Below are 18,182 nucleotides of genomic sequence, written 5' to 3' on the forward strand. Positions count from 1 at the left end.
AACTTGACCAGGAAGCTTCTGTCAGACGACGCCAAGCAGCCCGAAGCAGACATGGTGCTCGACCTGGTTCGGCGCCCCATCTCCCAGCAGGTAGGGCGGATTTCGGAAGTTCGCCGCGGGCGCCTAAGCAACCCAGACTAGCCCCTAGAGCAGACATTTAGTCAATCTTATGTAGTTTGAGCTTGGATGACAGGCGCTGACAGTGGGAAGCGGTCATTTGCCGCGAACCCATTGGATGGCCGCGGTACGTAGAGAAATTACCGAGTTGCGGCAATATCAATCTATTTATTTCGTGGCCTTTCCTGAGCGCTATCAAACATATCGGCCGTCGAAGGGATGCCGAGTATCATCGCTTTGGTCCGATGATCGGCCTTCCCTAGTAACCGAACGATAGCGCTGTGGTAGTCAGCGACCTGTTTCGCAACAAAGTCGTCGAGGTGTTGGAAGGGTTGCCGTTGATTGCAGAAGGCGAAGGATTTTTGCCATCCAAAAATGCGCTTGCCTAAAGATTCCAAAGTGGCGCTTTGTGAGTGTTTGGAGTTAAGGGAGGTTCCCTTCGTGAGCGCCTCCTTGATCGCCGCCTTCGAAGATCCGAGAGTCTCCCGGACACCTTCCTTTATGTTGTCGATAGATTTCGCACTGGGAACGCACCGCTTGGGCTGAAGTGTGCACCCAAGGAAGTTTATGGATTTACTACATTCCCCTTGCGCAGCCTTCTCAGGGTCATGGGCGGGCGCATAGAGGCCGAAACCAAAATCTGTCAGGGTTTTTTCAGCATAGGCTTTGGCGGCATCGATAGACGAAAGGTCCGCACTGACCATCAAAATGTCGTCGATGTATCTCACCGCAGTCACACCCATAGTGTTTAGCGTCTGGTCCATTTCGTAGAGCAGTACATTCCCCGCGAAGGCCGATAAGGAAGACCCTTGGGCAACGCCGATGCCGCCCTTCGGAAACAGATCCGTATAGCCAATAAGCTCATCTTCATTCCCCAAGTGAACCTCAAGTGCCTTGGCGAACAGCTCAACGAATGCTGGGTCCCCGGTTTCGCGCCGAACAAATTCGACCACCTTGTCCGTGGGAATCTTGGTGAAGAACTCACGGATATCGGACTGGAAGTAGAATTTCGCACCGCTGTCAATCGCCGTCATGATTGTCTCGATGGCGGGGCGAACACCGCCATGAGGGTAGATCAATCCTCCTACGCCATACTTGGATCGATTCACATCGTTGATACGGCCAAGCCTGTCATCTCGGACGGTCTCAAATCGTGTGTTCGGGTCGCGCAAGTCCCGCGCTTGTCGTGGCTGTAGAACCTGTAGGACTGCCCGCTGAACAACACGGTTCTGGATGGTGGATATTGCAATGGGTCGGGGATTCTTACCTACGGCCAAGCGCTTACGTTTATCCTTCAGCACCCCTTCGACAGGATCGAAGGAGAGCTTGCCTGTGCGCATGTGGCGGATAATTCGCCTGAGGTGCCGCTGGTGAGCGTATTCAAACTCCGCGGCTTTGCCTCGAATATCTGCGTTACCGGAGGTCAACGCGCTACGCTTAACGTGTCGCCACGCTGAAAAGATGTTCTGTTCGGTTCTAACTTCTTCAAATAGTGTCTTCGCCATGTTCTTCGCTCGGGTCCTCCGCGCATACAATCCCGACCGTTGACGGACACCCATCCACTGCGCACGGCATGGCCGCGACTACAGACACCTCAGCGGCAACTGCCACCTTGGCGCGGTCTCCGTGGCGCACGATCCGCCTGGAAAGGTCCAGCTTCACGTCGTATGCCATGGGGACCATGGACGCTGCGGCGAGCGCGAGCAACACGCCGCGCGCGCCGGTGAGCCAGCTCAAGCGAGCCGGTTTTTCGGGGCAAGTTCACACATTTCGTCACCTTCCACCTTAGCAGGTTTTTCGCAATGTCCAGCGCGTTATGCCCCGGCCACGCCCGCCGCTTTGAATGCTTATCTGCTGCTTGGAGGCCGTCATAAGACGGAGCATTCACAGCTTCAAAGCCAACGGTCAGGTTCAGCCCATCCACTGCGCACGGCATGGCCGCGACTACAGACACCTCAGCGGCAACTGCCACCTTGGCGCGGTCTCCGTGGCGCACGATCCGCCTGGAAAGGTCCAGCTTCACGTCGTATGCCATGGGGACCATGGATGTGCTATATATAGTGGTGACACATAACCGTGCTTTCAAGAGTTTCCTTCTAAAGAATTTTGAATTGGCTCAATAGTAGAGGCTCGAACCCGCCTCTTGCGCTGCCCTTATGAACGACCGGTATGCGCTGGGAACGAAAGAGTGTGTTGCGTAAAGCAGCATGCTTCCTTGGTATGCTTCCGCAAGTAAGCTTCGAGCTCTATACGACCAATTTTCTTCGACATGGTAAACGAAGATTTCGACACGAAGCAGCGCCTCGCAGAAAAGGAGACAAAGCGCGATAGCCAACCTACCATTGCAAAAATATCGCATTGGAGGAATCAGCTTGCACCTTTTCTATTGTGACGAAACCAACCTTGAAGAACGGGCGGGTGACTTTCTCATCTATGGCGGCCTAATAATCGAAGGTGAGCGCGCTAGGGATTTCTCTGCGGCAATCGATGAATTGCGGACAAGACGCGGCGTCCCGCGTGATTATCGACTGAAATTTAATCCCGGCCCCGAAGAGTTCACGCATGAGCAGTTCATCGCGTTGAAGCAAGAGGTGCTTGAGGTGGCGGCTCGCTTCGGCGCTCGCCTAGTTGTCTATACGATCCTGCACGACATTGCTTCAAATCCGGACACCGCTCGCCGGAATGGCATCAACACTGTCTGCTATCACTTCGACTGTATCTTGCACCACTTGAATGGATCTGGACTGGTATTGATCGACCGCTTCAATGATGAGGGTAACGCTATTGACGCGCATCTTCGAGACAAGTTTACGGTTGGCATAACCGGTCTGCCATACAGCCGAGAAGTGCGTCTCGCCAATATTTGCGGCTTCCATTATTCTTCGATTGGGCAATCTCACTTTCCGAGCATTGTTGATGTTGCTTTGGGCTCGCTTCGTCTGGCGATCAACGCCCACACCCGAGAAACGGCAGGTTTGCTGGAAACCGCCAACATATTACTAAACCTACTGTCTCCGCTGTTCTGGCGACAGAATGATGCTGATCCAATCCCTGAGATGGGATTTCAGTTTAGCCCAAAGGTGGTTAAGGTACCTAAATACAAAGCCAAATATCAGGGCCTGAAGGATTTCTTGGCAGCGGGCGGAGTTCCGACCAGTCAAGAGATCACCGATCAACGCATGTTTTGATGCCGCATCTTGGCCTGCACTGCGGACCTTGGCATTTCGGACAATAATGCGCGGTACGATGAAGGTCTGCTTCTAGGAAAGCTTTGCATTTGCAACATGGCTTGTGCTGCGCCTGGCGCGAATGTCTAGTTTGGGCTGACTGGCGTCATCCCGTGGCTCATGCAAGCATCTGCTTGCCAAAATCCAGGCGCCGCATCGCCGCAAGTCCGCATTGAGCCATTTCTACCAGACGCGGGTGATCATGCGGGCACCCTCTACGTCCGGCTCTGCAATGCGTGGTAGGGGCAGACATCGTCTTCGAAGGGCACATGCCGGCGGCGAAACCCTGTGTCTTCCATCACCTCCGGGTGGCTGATCCTGTCCATTCTGAAATGCCGAAAATCGGCGCGCGCCGGGTCCCAGCCGACAAGATACCACAGGGGCTGCAGGATCAGCATGGCTTGCGGTTCCACCTCGCGCCGGGTCGCGCGCCCTTTTGCGTCTCGATAGTCAAACCGGATGAGGTGGCGACCCAGAAAGGCCCGCTCAAAAGTCGGGAGCAGATCCGGGTCCATTCGGCCCATGTCTGATAAATCCTGAAGCGGCGACACCTGACCGATGTGCAAGCACTCCAGGAACGTTCGAAGATCCTTTACCTTGTCCGGCGGCAGCGCCTTCTCGATCTTGGCAAGCCCCGCATCCGCGAGATCAGAAAACGGCAGGTTCCCGGCGGCACGCATCGCCGCGACACTGATCAAAAGGGCAAAGACCTCCGGGACCGTCAGCTTCGCGCTCGTCTGAACGGACTGCGGATCAAGTTGCAGTCCGCCGCCGCGCCCAACATCGGAATGGATGACAAAACCCGCGTCACGAAGGGCAGAGATGTCGCGCAGAACAGTGCGGCGGGACGCACCGACCTCTTGGGCCAGAGTATCTATAGTGGATGTGCCGTTGCGGCGAAGCGTCCGCACGATCGCGTCATGTCTGAGTCTTACATTCATTTCGGCACACTATCAGAAAAGGTGCCATATTTTGGCACCGTTTCTTTCTACACCGATTCCTGCAACTGAAAACAAGGAGTTTGCGATATGGAACGGACTGCGGTGAACCCATGGGACTGGTCGATCAAGCTGGGCTACAATCAGGCCGAAGTGATCGACGGCGCAACGCGGCAAGTGATCTGCGCGGGCCAGACCGCCGTGGATGGCGAAGGCAACCCGCAAAATCCCGGCGACATGCGTGCGCAGATCACCCTTGCGCTCGACAACCTCGAAGCGGTTCTGGAGCGCGCAGGGATGGACCTGAGCAATGTGATCAAGCTCGGGGTTTACGCAACAGACGTCGACGAGGCCCTTAAGAACTTCGACCTGATGGGCATGCGGTTCGGACCCCATCAGGTTGCCCCGCCCATGACACTGTTGGGCGTGACACGCCTTGCCATTCCTGGACTGCTCTTCGAGATCGAAGCGACAGCAGCGGCCTGACATCCACCAATGCGGCCATTGAGCGGACGCCGCCAACGGCCGCTTCGCCCCGCATCCCTTTCCGTTCGAAGGTGGTCGGCGGCTGCACATGCGGCGAAGGTCTGCTCTTCTTCATGCGACCGCGGCATGGATCGCGCTTCGTAGCACCAGATCCGGCGACTTTCCAAAGGGCGCTATCTGCGCCCCGCCGACCTTCGAGCGGGGCGCAGCATCGTCCTGGTCAACTGTGCAGCCCTAAAGGTCCGCTCTCGTGGAATCTGGCTGGTTCCTTCGTTCTTGCAGCGGGGGCGTCGCCGCGCATCGTGCAAACGTCCAAATTGGGCTGCGAGCGTCCGTTCGGGCCTCCTTGAAGGACATGGTAGAAGCACAGCGCAAGAAAACAGCAACAAGGCTCTAGGTCATGTTGTCGAATGTCTGAGCCAAAGCGGAAAGGGTGTAATGTCGACGAAGGCCAGGAAGCTTTCCATGGTTTTGTCGTAGCGAGCCGCCACGCGACCTGCCCTCCCTTTGTCGGCAAGCACTTAAGCCATTCGGAATTTATCAGCCTAGCCCTCAGTGAGGTCACTTGAGAGAGGCAGTCCGCACCAGGGCGGCCAGCAGCACAGCCGCCCGCCCTGGTGCCCAGAAATCATAGAATGAAGTCGTTGGCGAAGAACTGACCAGGCTTGCTGTCTTCGATCAGCAGCTGATCGCCGCCGCCGAAATCAATAAGGGTGTCGCCGCTATCGAGGCTCATCATCTTTTTAAGGGCGCGGAACGAACCAATTTCGAAGTCGCTAAGATCAATTTTTTCCGATTTACCCTTGCGCTGAAAGTCCGCAATGGTGTCATGGCCGCTGTTGGTCTTGAACACAAATCTGTCGGCGCCCTTGCCACCAAACAGCGTGTCGTCCCCGCGACCTCCAAACAGCGTGTCTTTGCCCAAACCGCCTTCGAGCCGGTCATCCCCACCTATGCCTTTCAGCCGGTTACCTCGGTTGTCGCCAACAAGCAAATCATCATAGCTGCTGCCGGTCAGATGCTCGATCCCGGTGTACGTATCCCCTGCAGCAGCGCCCAGATTGGCTGTTTCTCCCGTCAGGTCGGCGGCCACGCCGGTTTCCGATCCGGCATAGCTGGCAGTATCCTGTCCATCACCGCCGTCCAGAACATCGGCTCCATTCCCGCCGTTCAGGATGTCATTGCCGCTACCGCCGAACAGCTTGTCGTTACCGTCGCCGCCGTGCAGTACGTCGCCGCTGTCCTTGCCAGGAAGATGTTCCAGCGTCTGGCTAGTGGAAATGACTGTGCTGCTCCCGTCACTGGCAACTGCACGCACTTCAATCACGTCATCTGCGGATCTATTCAATCCGGATAGTTCCAGTTCGAAATAGCGCAGACCAAAAGGCGTGACAGTCAGATTTTCCGGGTCGAGTGTTGCCACACTTGTACCGTTTAGGAACACTTCGAGCGAACTGAGATCTGTAGCTTCGATGCCGGGATCCAGTAGCTCATCCGACAGAGCAGACGGATCCAGAACGATGGTGGTGGAGTTGTTGTTGATGCCGTCGTCGACAATGTCCAGATCGGCTTCACTGGCGCCGCTGCCCACCCCGAAGCTCTGGATCTGCACACCAAGATCCCGCAATTGCTGGACTTCATCCGTTAGCGAACCACCCTCGTTGTTGCCGCCATCCGACAGGAAATACAGGACCTTTTGCCCGTCGCTAGATGTACTGAAATGGTTAATGCTGTTTTGCAGAGCACTTTCAAAGTCTGTGCCGCCGTAATCACGCAGCCCGCGCACGTAGTCCACAACATCGGCGACACCGTTGCCGTTCAGATCTTCCGTGGCGGAGAAGGTTTGCGACAATGACGCTTCAGATCCGAAGGGCACGATGGTGATCTGTGCGTCAGGCAGATTGGCATCATTGACGATCGAGGCGTGCAGAGATTCGAAAGATGCGATTTCCGCGTCCAGAATGGTGTTGCTATAGCCGTCACCATTGCGGTCGCCCACATTGACGGATCCTGAAAACGCGTACCCTGTGCTGCCGGAGGTGTCGATTGCAAAGACAAGGTCGACATTATTGGCAACGACTTCCTCGCGCGAAATGAAGCCAGAGATTTTGGTCTTGGCGCCTTTGCCCGCGTCGTCCATTGACAGACTGACGGCGATCTCGCTGTTATCGCTCAGCTTTTCGATGGCTGTGCTTGTGACCGAAGTGACCGAACCATCGCCGTACAGAATGTCCTCTCCGTCGCCCCCCATAATGGTATCCTGGCCAAAGTTTCCGCGCAGACTGTCGTCGCCCGCGCCGCCTATCAGCAGGTCATTCCCTTTAAGTCCGCGAAGCTGGTCGTCACCACTGGCGCCCGACAATTGGTTGTCTGAGTTGTCACCCTCAAGATTGAGGTTGCGGCTGGGCAAATCCCAGTTGACGATCGAATTGATTTGTTCTGCTGACAGCCCCTCAAGCGAGCCAAGCGGCAGGTTCTCAAGCTCGGAAAGTGTTGCGGAAACGTCGCCGGAGCTGTCCCCTTGCGAGACGAAGGTTAGGAACGACGCGGTTTCCCCCGGCGCCAACGTAATGGTGAATTGATAGGTCAGATCATCATAGGACAGGGTCAGCTCACCAGCGTTGTTTCCCGCATCATTGGTGAACAGGAGCCCAGCGGGAGTGGCTGTGCCGGAGCTGTCATAGGTAGTAACCCAATTATCTTCCGAAGTCACCGCGCTGTCGCCACTGGCCGTATCGCTGGTGATAGCCCCATCGCTGCCAAAATCCGTCCGCAAGTCAAAGGTAAAGGTCTTGGTCGTGTTGGTTGCATTGGTGACGGTATCCAGAAAACGGGCATACCCGTCAGTCTGGGAGACGTAAATTTGACGTTGAGTGTAAAAGCCACTGTAGTTCACGCTGCCAACGGTTGAGAAGGTGTGGCTGTTCTCGGCAATCAGATAGTAGGAACTCCCCAGTTGGGTAAAATCCACACCGATATCAAAAGCGTCGTTGGTTCCGTCATAAATGGCGCCATCGCTTCTGATGTCCCAGATGAAGCCTGCTCCATCAGTGACGGAATGTGTGGCGCTAACAAAATTGTTACCCATAATCTTCTCCTAAAAATATCGACTGCGGAATCGTCTTAAGGAACCGTATGCAACGATGGCGAGAGTATTTCCAGAAATTTCCCCCGTTCCAGCCTACCCCGGTTCTGCCCCCGAAGACCGGAATAAGTGACGCTGATGACACCGTAATTGGCGACACGACACGCCGAAGCTCGGGCAAACAATTCCGCTCGAGCAAGCGAAAGAACTGAAAGGCTGGCTTATTAGAGGGCTTGCGAACTAACGGCACTCCGGAAACGCAAAAGCTTCACTTACTGGTCAGGCTTTCGTCCTGACAGGGTCTCTACCTTGTCGCTGCAATCCAGCAGCGCGCGCCGGTCACGAGACCAAAGGAGCTCCACCTGCTGATCGCTGAGCCAGCCGTCCGGGATACGCACTGGCGGCGCGCACGGGTCCACAGCCTCAGTGTAGCGCATTGAGCCGGCGCACCCGGCCAGGGCCGAGACAGCGAGGCACAGCAACAGGATCCGCATGGGCCTTTTCCTCCAGTTGGCGTGAGAGTTCATCGCGCGCGCGCAGCGCCTCGATCCGGGCGGCCTCCAATTTCCGGAACGCCTCAACCTGCGCCAGTTCGCGGGCCTGGTAGCTGGCGCGGTAGTCCGCGGCCCCCTGCCGATAGCCGAACGCGGCAGCGGCCGCCAAAGCCGCGAGGGCGACCAGTACAGAAGCACCTCTCATGCTTCCGCATCCAGCGCCCTCAGGCACATCGATCGCTCAGACAGGCGGCGATTGGTCAGGCCACGGATCACCCGCCCCCCTGCCCGGTTCCATCGCGGCAACTCATTGCAGGCGCCGCGCAGATCGCCTGCGTTGGCCTTGCGCACCAGCGTCGAACGGCAGGCGGCGCCTGCGCCCACATTGTAGGTCCAGGACACCAGCGCGATCTTCATACCAGCAGGCACCTTGGCGGTTAGGCATCGGTCCAGCGCGGCTTCGTAGCTGACGATTTCCCGCGCCAGCATCGCATCGCACTCTGCCTTGCTGTAGCGATCGCCGGGCGTGACACCCTTGGTTTCGCCATAGCAGACCGTCCAGACGCCAACGATGTCGCGGTAAGCCTGCGTGCGCAGCCCTTCCCACTGGCCGATGAAAGACACCGCCGAGGCGAGTGCGACCGAACCGCCCGCGATCAGGCCGACGGTCCGCTTGCGCAAGGCGCCGCTCTCATCCCGCCGGAACGCCCACCAAAGCCCCGAGGCAGGCTGCACCAGCACCCGGGCCGGAATGGCGAGCAGGTTTACCACGGTCGCCGCCAGGGCAAACCACAGCGGATCCAGACCCAGCATGTCAGGCGTGGCCAGCGACACGAACACTGGCGCGACCGACAGGACCGCCGCCAGCAACAGAAGACGAACAGACCAGGCGCTCTTCAGCGTGGCCTGCCAGTTGTCGATGAATTTCATGGGAGTTCTCCATGCCAAAAGAGCCCGCAGGCGGGCCACAGAAGTTGAATTATCGAGTGTATCAGTCCGGCAGCTGGCCGGTCATTTTCAGCCGCAGCTCATAGCGCTGCAGCCGGTAGGTCGCGATCTTGTGCCAGAGGTTCACGACGAACCCGGCAAACGCCAGGACAAATCCGCCAATGGCAAGCCACTGCGTGAGGGTGAGCGCGCCAAAGCCCGCGATCGCCGCGCCGCTTAGGGTGGAGAGGTTGGCCATGCCCTGGATCTTTTGATCAATCATGTTCCCTGCCCCTTATTGCCCGGCCAAAGCGGCCTGAAACGCTGCCGAAACATCGAAATCGGCTACCTCCGCATCAGGCAGGTCAGCGATGGCCTCCTGAACCGTTCGCTCGGCCGCGAAACAGCGCGTGGTGTGCCGCGAGATCGCCCCGGCGATGTTTTGCAGATCCGCCAGCGTCAAATCGCGCCAGCCGGTGTCGAACTTCCACGGGACAGGTTCCTCGGCCAAACCCGCTCGCAGCGCGTTGATGGTTTCGGTGAAGGCCGTGCGGGCCGCCTGGTCACTACGCACCGCAAGCCCACCCTCCAGCGTGACGCCACCGGACTGCACCTCCCAGCGCACCCCGGCCGCTTCCTCGATCAGCCTGGAACGCGCGGCCGCCGCCTTGGCCTCGGCCGTCACGACCTTGGAAAAATCAATCTTGGTGGTGCTCATACGGCTTGCTCCTGCTCCGGCTCTGTTTCTGGTTGGGGGTTGCTGTGCGGCGGCACGGGCACCGGCCCATCGCCCGCCATCGTCACCGGCCGCGGAAACCGGGTTTCCTCCGGCGCATCGGCGCCATGCGGCAGCAGCAGGGTCAGGTGGATTTCGCCGCCGATCCGCTCCACGTCCGAGGCGAGCCAGTCGCAGGCCACGGCATCGCGCGGCAATGTCGCGCCCTCTGGCAGCGGCGTGAAGTCAACAACCTCCCCGTTGATGGTCAGGGCATCGCCTTGCTTGGTGACAGTCAGCGCCTCATCCCGGCGCACGGGTGTCCAATTGATTTCCATGAAAATTCTCCTTTAGAACCAGCGTCCGACAGCGACAGCATGCACTGCGACAGCATCTCCGGAGGACCACTGCAAAGCCCCACCCTTCGTCGCATACAGCGTCAGCGCAGAACCTGCCGTAGTGCGAGAAAGTACATTGATTAAGTCCCCACCGATCCAGGTAGCCCCCGCCGGAGCAGCGCCGTCAGAGCTGTGCATTGGTGTTGTCGAGATGGTCGGACGCTCAGAGAAATCAGCAGGCAAGTCCCAAACCGTGTTCAAGTGGGTTGCCGACCCCGTATACTCCAGAAGAACACTTCCCCAACAAATCTGCGTACCATCCGCAAATCGCACGTACTCGCCATTAGCGTTACTCCCCCGTTCGATCACCGCGCCTGTGGGGACACCACCGGACTGGGAAACATTTCCGAGAATGTTCTTCTCGCTGTACAGCCGCACCCAGTCCTCATCAGGGACACCCGCAGTGTAGTTGCGGGTGGCCAGACCGCTTACAGTAAACATAAGGATCGACGTTCGGTTGGAACTGGAGCGATACGCTGCGATCCCGGGCTTGTACGCACCACCATCCGGCGGCGGCTCAACAGTCGCGCCACCGCCTCCCGCAACAAATTGCGAATAGTACGGCAGCGTGCTGAAGTCAGAAACGACATCACCCCAACCGCCGAGACCGAACGCCCCGGTCATCATCAACTTGTTTATGGTGCTATCATACCTGTGGGCCTGAGTTTGATCCTCTGCCACAACTTGTCTCCATGGAGACCACCCGTCGGCTGCGTTGTTGGAACGAACACGCCAGTACATACCGGAGAGGTTGGGGGTGCCGCTGCTTGTGTACCCGTCAATGAGTGTTTGGATCACCGCATCTCCGGTATACATCTTCTGCGTAGAGAACCACGCAAAGGAGCTCACATCAGACGGCCACGTCCCTGGGTTTACCGTGGAAACCAGCCCGCGGTCTCCTGCCTGTGCGTTGTCGATGTTGAACCCGGCGGAGCTTCCGTAGTACGTCCCAAATGCAGACAACGACGCCGCACCAGCATGACCAACAGGGACCAATTTGCTGGGCGTGCTCACATCACTCTCACTGGACTGAACCGCCTCGCCGCCGATGCTATCAGCCAGCAGCGTCGTGAACTCGCCCGCCGCGGCGGCCTTCTGTCCGATCGGCGTGCCGTTGATCTCGCCATCCTCGGTAACCCCGGCCAGCGTCTCCAGCCAGGGGATGTATTCCGTCACCAGCCAGGAGAACAGCGCGAGCGCCCGCGTGTTGAAGTTCGCCGGATCGTTGAGGCTGGGCAGCGTCGGCGCATCAGGTGCAGTGATCGTCATGTGAGACCCTCAATTTCGAGTGCAACAGTGGAGACCCCGCCCTTGCGCAGCGGGATATCGTAGTCCTGGAAAAGCCCGAAGGAGATCGCGGCGTAGTCTGCGACCAGATCCTCATGGGCGAAGTAGACGGCGGCGGTGTCGCGCAGGCTGTCCAGCACCCGCTTCACCCGCGCCGCGTCGTTGGCCTTCATCGAGAAGGTGAAGCTCACCGGGTCGGACTTCGCCCGGCTCACGATCGACCAGTTGCCGAAGCTGTCCTGCTCCTTGGTGGAGAAGGACTTCAGGCCGATGCTGGTCCCCTCGTGGGTTTCCCCGAGGGTCACGATCTTGCCGAGGGAGATCTCGCCAACCGCAGCGGTGCCGGTCCCATCGCCGATGGTGATGTCGATGCGATAGCCCGGCAGCGCGGTGAAGTCGGCGAACATCGCCAGCGTCTTGAACTCATCGAGATCGGTGGTGAAGAAGCTGAACCAGTCGACGATGTCGATGTCGTCGACCAGGTCGAGCGTGGTGTCATAGACCTTGGCCGTGTCGGTATCGAAGACCCGCACCCGGACCCGCGCCGCGTTGAGATTGAAGAAGGCAATGCCGGTGACCAGCTGATCGGTCGTGATCGAATAGGTGATCGTCCCGGCGTTTTCCGTCTGGTCAGCGAGAACCCCATCGAAGGCTTTCCAGCGATTGGTGGCGCTGATCTCGAGCCACCAGGTGCCGTCGTCAACGGTCGGGTCATTGCCGAGATTGCCGTCCTGCACGCTTTCGTAGATGCGGTGCGTGGCCGTGTCGATCACCCTGTCCAGCGCCGCGTAGGTCGTGCCGGCGGCCCATGCGCCATGGTCGTTTTCCGCCACGTTGGACGCGGTGAGCAACGCATCCGTCATGGCGATCGGCTTGATGATCTTCATTCCGTCACCTGTGTTACCTTGAGGGAGCCGGGATCACGCTCGAAGCGGGTCAGCGCGTCACCGCTGCGCTTGGCGTGTTTGATGTTCGCAAGCATGAGCTGTTGAGTGGTGTCCTCGAGGCTCTCCAGCCGCGTGTTCGCCTTCCGCAACTCGGCCACGACGTCGCGGTTATCGAGCATCGCCTTGGTTTCGCGCGGGTTGTAGATGCGCGAGGGCGCCACCAGTTCGATGTCGTTCTCACCGACGCGGGCCAAGCCTCCGCGGTGGGTGCCGCCGTTGGCAAAGGCCGGGATCCCGCCGAGGTCGCGGACCTGTTCCCGCAGCCTGTCGACCCGTTCCTGCGCCTTGGTGCGCTGGCGATTGTAGGCAAAGATCTGGTCTTCCAGCCCGCCATCGGCCCAGAACTTCTTGCGCCATGCTTCCAGATTGCTTCCTGCACTGTGCGTCACATCCTCAGCCCTGTACTGGATCTTCCCGTCATCTCCGATCTTCAGCGTATGGCCCGCGCTCAGCCAGACGCCCGTCGCACGCTCCAGCGCCCGGATCTGGTCGATGATCCCCTGCCCGTTCATCGCCTCGAAGCCTGCCACGGCCTCCGCGCCCTTTACCTGCAGTGAGGCGAGTTTCTGCGCCACCTCGCGCTGCTTTCGGTCGGCATCCACCGCTTCGCGCAGATCGTTCAGGTAGCCGCCGAGCTTGCCCATCGGGGTCGAGATCAGCGCCTTGGTCCGGTCCGCATACCAGGTCTTGAACGCGGCTTCGGGCGCGAACTTGAACTGCCCGGCAAGGGTGATCAGGCTATCGCCACCCCGGATCGCCTCGATCAGCGCCCGATTGTCACGATCGAGGCCTGCCGTTTGAATGGTCAGCTTGCGGATCGCGCGGGTTTCGCTGTTGAGCAGGAGCGCCCGCGCCTTGCCGGTAAGACGATCATCCGCGATCGCCGCGCGAATGGTTGCGAGGTAGTCGCCCTGCTGCTCCAGCAGGATCCGCCGCTTGCTGCCCTTGAGTTGGCCGAGGGAGGCATCGAGCATGGCCGCGTAGCTGCCGCTGCCACCAAGCATCCGCCGCAGCAGCTTCTGGTTGCCACCTTCGGCAAAGAGACCAGAGACCGTCACCGCGTAAGAGCCGACATTCGCCAGCGCGAGCTTTACCGCCCTGGCGTCCGCCTGCCCCAGAGACACGTTCACAATGCGCGACAGCTCGCTGTTTCCGGCCAGCGCGACCCGGGTTTGATCCGCCGTCAGATCATCCTGGAGGATGAAGCTGATATTGCGGCGCAGCTCCGAGCCCGCCGCCAGCGCCAGGCGGCGGGTCTGAGCATCGACGTCATGGCGCAGCACGAAGTCCAGCGACTTCACATGCTCGGACAGGCTGTTGACGGCCAGCCAGCGCATGTCCGGCGACAGCTCGTTGTTACGGATGATGAAGTCGAGCGAGGTGCGGATGCCGGTGTCAGCCCGATCGACCAGGCGCTGCACCCATGCCGGGGCGTTGTCCGCCAGCGACACCGCGACATCGAGGCTGCCCACCAGGTCGTCATAGCTGAAAGCCTCGGCGGTCCTGATCGCCTCTTCCAGCGCGCCGAGAGAGTTCTCGAAGGCCTCGGCCGTGCCGTCCCAATCCTCGGCCAGCGCGGCAACGCCGTCCGACAACTGACCGACTTGCTCATCCGTCAAACCTTCAAGCTGCAGAAACTGGCCGAGGCCGGTCAGCACCTCGATCTGCTGCTCATAAAGGCCGCGCAGCACGTCCTCATTGGCGCCCTCCAGCTCGGCAAGCCCCGCGAGGAAGTTGACCTGCCCCTGCACCGCGGCGGCAATGCGGCGATACTCCAGCGAGGTCGACGCATTCGCGCGGGCGCTGTTGAGGTAGGCCTTGGCCAGTTCCGGAATGTCGCGGGCGGCTTCGACATCGCCCCCGCGCGCCATGTCAAAAGCGGTCTCGAAGCGGCTGCGGTTCACCGCCAGCGTCTGCGACCGGCTGGCGGCCGTCAGGTCGGTGTTCAGCAGATCGGACAGGAAGTCGCGCAGCGTGGTCGCCGTGCGATACCAGAGCTGCGCCGATTGTTCCGTGATCCGCGCCATGTCGCGGGCCGCGCCGATCTGTACGCCGATCTCGCCGCCGATCTGATCGACAATGCCCTGCATCACTTCGGTGTAGGCGCTGACCTTCGGCAGCACCTGGTCCATTGCGCCCGAGAGGCTCAGCAGTTGGGCATACAATTCCCGCCCCGCCTCGCTGGTTAGATCCACGCTTTCCACCAGCGCCCGGAACTCGGCCCGGCTGCGCGGCAGGGACAGCCCGAGATCATCGAACTGCTCTCCCAGCCGCTCCAGCGCGCGGCGGCGCAAGGCCTCGGCCTGTTCCTCGGCGGTATAGAAGGCAGCGAAATAGGCGTTGACCGCCGCCGTCATCGCATCCGCGCCGCCAAAGGCATCGACCAGCCCAGAGGCCGCATCGCCACCGGCCGCCGACACATCGAACAGCGTATGGCTCAACAGGTCGAGCGCATCATTGGCCGCGAGCAGGCTGGTGCCAAGGCGCTGCAAGGCCTCCAGGTGGGTCTCAGACGCGCGGACGTACTCCTCCTCGGTGAGGATCAGCTTCGCCATCTCGTTCGCCGTGCGGGTCACCTGCTCCTCCAGCAGCCGCTGGATCTCTTCCTGGCTCTTGCCACTGGTCCAGATCGAGAAGGCAACGCCTTCCATATCCTTGAGCCCCTCGGTGCTGAGATCGAGCGCGGCCGAGAGGTCCAGAACGGTCTGCGCCGCCCCCTTCATCGAGGTATCCAGGGCCTCGGCCAGCTCCTGCGGCAGCGCCTTGTGCACCCACTTGTCGCTGCGGAAAAAACCGCCCTTGTAGAAGTCGAACAGGCGCCCCCCTTCGAGGCCCTCGCTGGACAAGCGCGCATCGAGGCCGCTGCCGCGATACTTGCGGGAGAAGGCCTTGGACAGGACGGCAATACCGCCTGCGATGATGCCGAGCGCGGGCAGTGCCGCGCCGAGGGCGCCAGCACTGAAGCCAGACGCGCCCGAGACCAGCCCGCCAAGGTTGGCAAAGCTCGCCCCGAGACCGCCGCCGCTGAGGATGCCGCCAAGGCCCGAGCCGACGCCCGCGATGAAGCCACCGCCACTCAGCAGGTTTGCGCCACCGCCCAGGAGGTTCAGCAGCCCGCCACCGCCACCAGCGGTACCGGCGACCTGCGCCGCTCCGCCGCCGCCCAGGACCAGCTGATCCAATCCGAGGATGCCGGTGACCGAGGCGACCACCGGAAGCACGATCTTTGCATGGGCGAACTGGTACGCGATATCGCGCAGCATGCCCTCGATCGTGTCACCGAGGCTACCGCCCTCGAAGGCCGTACGGGTGATTTCCTGTGACCACTGCGCCTGCAGCTCCGCGACCCGCTGCATGCGCTCCTCAGCTTTCTCCAGCTGCACCAACTGATCCGCCATCAGGGTCAGCTGGGCCTTGCTGACCTTGCCGCCGTCCTTGCCGAGACGCTGCTGAATGGAGATCAGCGCCTCGTACTTACGGCGCTGGTCGCCGGTCATGCCCAGGAGCTTCTGGCGCTGAGAGAGTTCCGCCTTCAGGGCGGCCACCGCGCTCTTCGTCGCCGCGCCTGCACTCTTCGCCGCTGCGCCTCCTGCCTTCGACACACTGATCAACGCGGAGGCGTTGCTCCTCAGCGCAGCCTCATATTCCTGCAGCTGTGCTTTCTGCTCATCCGTCAGCCCGTAGTCGAACCCGAACGTGCGTTCTGACGCCGAGCGCATGGTCTGTTCAAGGCGTCGTACGCGCGTTGCAACCAGCTTGTCCGCAGCATTCATGCCCGCAGTGGAGATCTCAAAATCCAGCTCGGACATCGCGTCGGCGAACGGAACGGAAAGCGAGGCCATGGCCTGCTGTAGCGCCACCACATTGCCCGCCGCCCGCAGGAAGTTCTCAGCCACCTGGCTGGCTGAAGCAGCCAATCGGTCGGACTGGTCCCCGGCATTGCCCACGTTGCCGCCAAGCTCGCCCGTGGTCGCCTCGACCTTGGAGAACACGCGGTGGGCCTCGGTCGCCTTGACCGCGAGATCGAGCACCTCATCGGACAGCTTTGCGCCCTCAGTGACGCTGCTGGAGATCGCATTGGCCACCCGCTCGGAAGCAGCGGCGATCTCCGCGGGGGTCTTCGCCTGCGCCAGCTGATCCAGCGCGTCCCGAAGCCGGTACGCCTGGGCGGCAGACATGCCAAAATCTTCCTGAAGGGTCGCGGACGCCGCCGCCACCGCCCCCTCCAGCGCCTTCACCTCGGAAGGCAGCGGCGCCATCCCGGCGGCAATCGCATCCTGCGCCTCAAGGAACGCCCGACGCGCACTGCTCAGATCCCCGATGGCGCTACGCAGCGCGGTCAGCTGCTCGCCAGCCGCGTCGGCGGCATTCGCCAGGGCGTTCTCCACCTGCTGCCTGCGCACCGCGACCAGGGCACGGTGCAACTCCCAGACCGCCCGCGCATTCTGACCGTATTCCTCCCGCAGATCCGACAGCGCGGTCTGGGCGATATCGGCCGTGCGGTCAAAATCCCCCGCCGCCTCCCCAAGCGCATCAAATGCATCGGCCAGGGCTTCGGTCTTGTCCTCGGCACCCAGCGCGGACATGGCCCATTGCCCGAGCGCCGCGGCCCCCGCGATCACGCCGATGGTCACCAGCGAGGTCGGGTTGATCACCGACAGGAAGGCGCCGCCCAAGGCCCGCACCGAAGCGGCGCCCCCGCCCATCTGGTTCAGCACCTGCGACACCTGCGTGCCCTGCTGCAAGGCAAGCATGAACGGGCTTTGCCCCGCCGCCATCATCATGCCGATATCGTTGAACTGATACGCGAGGTTGGCCGTGTGATGGGTCGCGGTCTGCGCCTGCTTGCCATACATGGCAGCCGCCTCACCGGTGCCGAGGTACTGCTTTTCCGCCATGGCAAGCAGGGAATTGGCCTCGCGCTGGCTGATCACCCCGGCGGCAAGGGCGGCGTTGGTCTGGTCGAGGACAGCCTCGTAGCGTTTCGAGGACGCATAGAGCGGATCAATGCTGGCCCGGGTGGTCTCATAGGCCGCGCGCATCCGCTGCGCTTCCTTTGCCGCCTTCTCCTGCGCCTCTGCCGCTTGCTGGGCCGCCGGCACAAGGCCGAGGTATTTCTGCGCGGCCTGCTCGAGGAACCGGTTGGCCTCGGATTGCGTCACAATGCCAGACCGCACGGCCCCCTCGATCTGCTCAACCGCGGCCTCGTATTGCTTGGAGGAAGCAAAGACGGGATCGATCGAGGCGCGCAGACGGTCATAGGACTGCGCCTGTTGATCCAGCAGCTTGGCCCAGTATTTCGCGGAGGAAGAGGAGCCCTTGGTCGCGCGATCGACGCCTGTCAGCGCGTTGATATGCGCCTGTGCCGCCGTGGTGGTCTTGTCAAAGCTGCTGCCCCAGGCGCGGGCGGCGTTCTCGGAGGATCGCACCGCTTCGCGTGTGGTCTTATGAAAGACCCCCTCAAGGCTGTTCAATGCCGAGCGGGTTTTACGCACCCCCGTTTCAAACCCGGCGGCATCGAAAGAGGCAGATGCCCGGACAACACCGATATCAATCGCCAT

General features: G+C 60.6%; 13 protein-coding genes and 1 pseudogene. 2 read left to right on the plus strand and 12 right to left on the minus strand.

Annotated elements, in window-relative coordinates; all coding sequences use genetic code 11:
• Positions 1-281: 281 nt before the first annotated feature.
• Entirely contained in the window at positions 282-1,622 is a 1,341-nt protein-coding gene (locus ACZ52D_RS01115; protein ID WP_464442252.1) for a reverse transcriptase domain-containing protein, read from the minus strand.
• Between the two features lie 867 nt (positions 1,623-2,489).
• Here ACZ52D_RS01115 and ACZ52D_RS01120 point away from each other — a divergent pair.
• Positions 2,490-3,305, plus strand: a complete 816-nt coding sequence (locus ACZ52D_RS01120; protein ID WP_464442253.1) for a hypothetical protein — start codon at positions 2,490-2,492, stop codon at positions 3,303-3,305.
• A gap of 254 nt (positions 3,306-3,559) precedes the next feature.
• Here the strand turns inward: ACZ52D_RS01120 and ACZ52D_RS01125 are convergent, their stop codons facing one another.
• Entirely contained in the window at positions 3,560-4,285 is a 726-nt protein-coding gene (locus ACZ52D_RS01125; RefSeq protein ID WP_464442255.1) for a helix-turn-helix transcriptional regulator, read from the minus strand.
• An 87-nt stretch (positions 4,286-4,372) separates the two neighbouring features.
• Between ACZ52D_RS01125 and ACZ52D_RS01130 the strand changes: the two genes are divergently transcribed.
• The gene (locus tag ACZ52D_RS01130) at positions 4,373-4,768 is read left to right on the plus strand and encodes a RidA family protein (protein WP_464442257.1); all 396 of its coding nucleotides are present in this window, start codon (positions 4,373-4,375) and stop codon (positions 4,766-4,768) included.
• Positions 4,769-5,166: 398 nt separating this feature from the next.
• On the opposite strand, the pseudogene ACZ52D_RS01135 reads toward ACZ52D_RS01130, so the two are convergent.
• The 10 genes and pseudogenes from ACZ52D_RS01135 to ACZ52D_RS01180 all read right to left on the minus strand — a co-directional run.
• A pseudogene (locus ACZ52D_RS01135) lies at positions 5,167-5,268 on the minus strand (IS5/IS1182 family transposase); the annotation flags it as partial.
• 128 nt (positions 5,269-5,396) lie between these two features.
• Positions 5,397-7,856 (minus strand): VWA domain-containing protein, encoded by a 2,460-nt coding sequence (locus ACZ52D_RS01140; protein ID WP_464442258.1) that lies wholly within the window; start codon positions 7,854-7,856, stop codon positions 5,397-5,399.
• A 420-nt stretch (positions 7,857-8,276) separates the two neighbouring features.
• Positions 8,277-8,552, minus strand: a complete 276-nt coding sequence (locus ACZ52D_RS01145; RefSeq protein WP_464442259.1) for a hypothetical protein — start codon at positions 8,550-8,552, stop codon at positions 8,277-8,279.
• A complete protein-coding gene (locus ACZ52D_RS01150; RefSeq protein WP_464442261.1) occupies positions 8,549-9,277 on the minus strand; it encodes a lysozyme in 729 nt (242 codons plus the stop codon). The genes ACZ52D_RS01145 and ACZ52D_RS01150 overlap by 4 nt, the downstream gene beginning before the upstream one ends.
• A gap of 61 nt (positions 9,278-9,338) precedes the next feature.
• Positions 9,339-9,557 carry a phage holin family protein gene (locus tag ACZ52D_RS01155; protein WP_222453826.1) on the minus strand — a complete coding sequence of 73 codons (219 nt, stop codon included), beginning with the start codon at positions 9,555-9,557 and terminating at the stop codon, positions 9,339-9,341.
• 12 nt (positions 9,558-9,569) lie between these two features.
• Positions 9,570-9,992, minus strand: coding sequence for a DUF4376 domain-containing protein (locus ACZ52D_RS01160; protein WP_464442262.1), 423 nt, complete (start codon positions 9,990-9,992; stop codon positions 9,570-9,572).
• A complete protein-coding gene (locus ACZ52D_RS01165; protein ID WP_464442263.1) occupies positions 9,989-10,327 on the minus strand; it encodes a hypothetical protein in 339 nt (112 codons plus the stop codon). The genes ACZ52D_RS01160 and ACZ52D_RS01165 overlap by 4 nt, the downstream gene beginning before the upstream one ends.
• A gap of 12 nt (positions 10,328-10,339) precedes the next feature.
• Positions 10,340-11,656 carry a hypothetical protein gene (locus ACZ52D_RS01170; RefSeq protein WP_464442265.1) on the minus strand — a complete coding sequence of 439 codons (1,317 nt, stop codon included), beginning with the start codon at positions 11,654-11,656 and terminating at the stop codon, positions 10,340-10,342.
• Positions 11,653-12,561, minus strand: a complete 909-nt coding sequence (locus tag ACZ52D_RS01175; RefSeq protein ID WP_464442266.1) for a hypothetical protein — start codon at positions 12,559-12,561, stop codon at positions 11,653-11,655. The genes ACZ52D_RS01170 and ACZ52D_RS01175 overlap by 4 nt, the downstream gene beginning before the upstream one ends.
• Positions 12,558-18,182 (minus strand): phage tail length tape measure family protein, encoded by a 5,625-nt coding sequence (locus tag ACZ52D_RS01180; RefSeq protein WP_464442267.1) that lies wholly within the window; start codon positions 18,180-18,182, stop codon positions 12,558-12,560. Before ACZ52D_RS01180 ends, ACZ52D_RS01175 begins: the two co-directional genes overlap by 4 nt.

Source organism: Leisingera sp. S2M4 (assembly GCF_055398055.1).

Excerpts from the sequence above, each read along its gene's own strand:
- ACZ52D_RS01145 (WP_464442259.1), bottom strand. The coding sequence starts at position 8,552 with ATGAGAGGTGCTTCTGTACTGGTCGCCCTCGCGGCTTTGGCGGCCGCT.
- ACZ52D_RS01150 (WP_464442261.1), bottom strand. The coding sequence starts at position 9,277 with ATGAAATTCATCGACAACTGGCAGGCCACGCTGAAGAGCGCCTGGTCT.
- ACZ52D_RS01155 (WP_222453826.1), bottom strand. The coding sequence starts at position 9,557 with ATGATTGATCAAAAGATCCAGGGCATGGCCAACCTCTCCACCCTAAGC.
- ACZ52D_RS01165 (WP_464442263.1), bottom strand. The coding sequence starts at position 10,327 with ATGGAAATCAATTGGACACCCGTGCGCCGGGATGAGGCGCTGACTGTC.
- ACZ52D_RS01170 (WP_464442265.1), bottom strand. The coding sequence starts at position 11,656 with ATGACGATCACTGCACCTGATGCGCCGACGCTGCCCAGCCTCAACGAT.
- ACZ52D_RS01125 (WP_464442255.1), bottom strand. The coding sequence starts at position 4,285 with ATGAATGTAAGACTCAGACATGACGCGATCGTGCGGACGCTTCGCCGC.
- ACZ52D_RS01180 (WP_464442267.1), bottom strand. The coding sequence starts at position 18,182 with ATGGCGATTGATATCGGTGTTGTCCGGGCATCTGCCTCTTTCGATGCC.
- ACZ52D_RS01115 (WP_464442252.1), bottom strand. The coding sequence starts at position 1,622 with ATGGCGAAGACACTATTTGAAGAAGTTAGAACCGAACAGAACATCTTT.
- ACZ52D_RS01130 (WP_464442257.1), top strand. The coding sequence starts at position 4,373 with ATGGAACGGACTGCGGTGAACCCATGGGACTGGTCGATCAAGCTGGGC.
- ACZ52D_RS01175 (WP_464442266.1), bottom strand. The coding sequence starts at position 12,561 with ATGAAGATCATCAAGCCGATCGCCATGACGGATGCGTTGCTCACCGCG.
- ACZ52D_RS01160 (WP_464442262.1), bottom strand. The coding sequence starts at position 9,992 with ATGAGCACCACCAAGATTGATTTTTCCAAGGTCGTGACGGCCGAGGCC.
- ACZ52D_RS01140 (WP_464442258.1), bottom strand. The coding sequence starts at position 7,856 with ATGGGTAACAATTTTGTTAGCGCCACACATTCCGTCACTGATGGAGCA.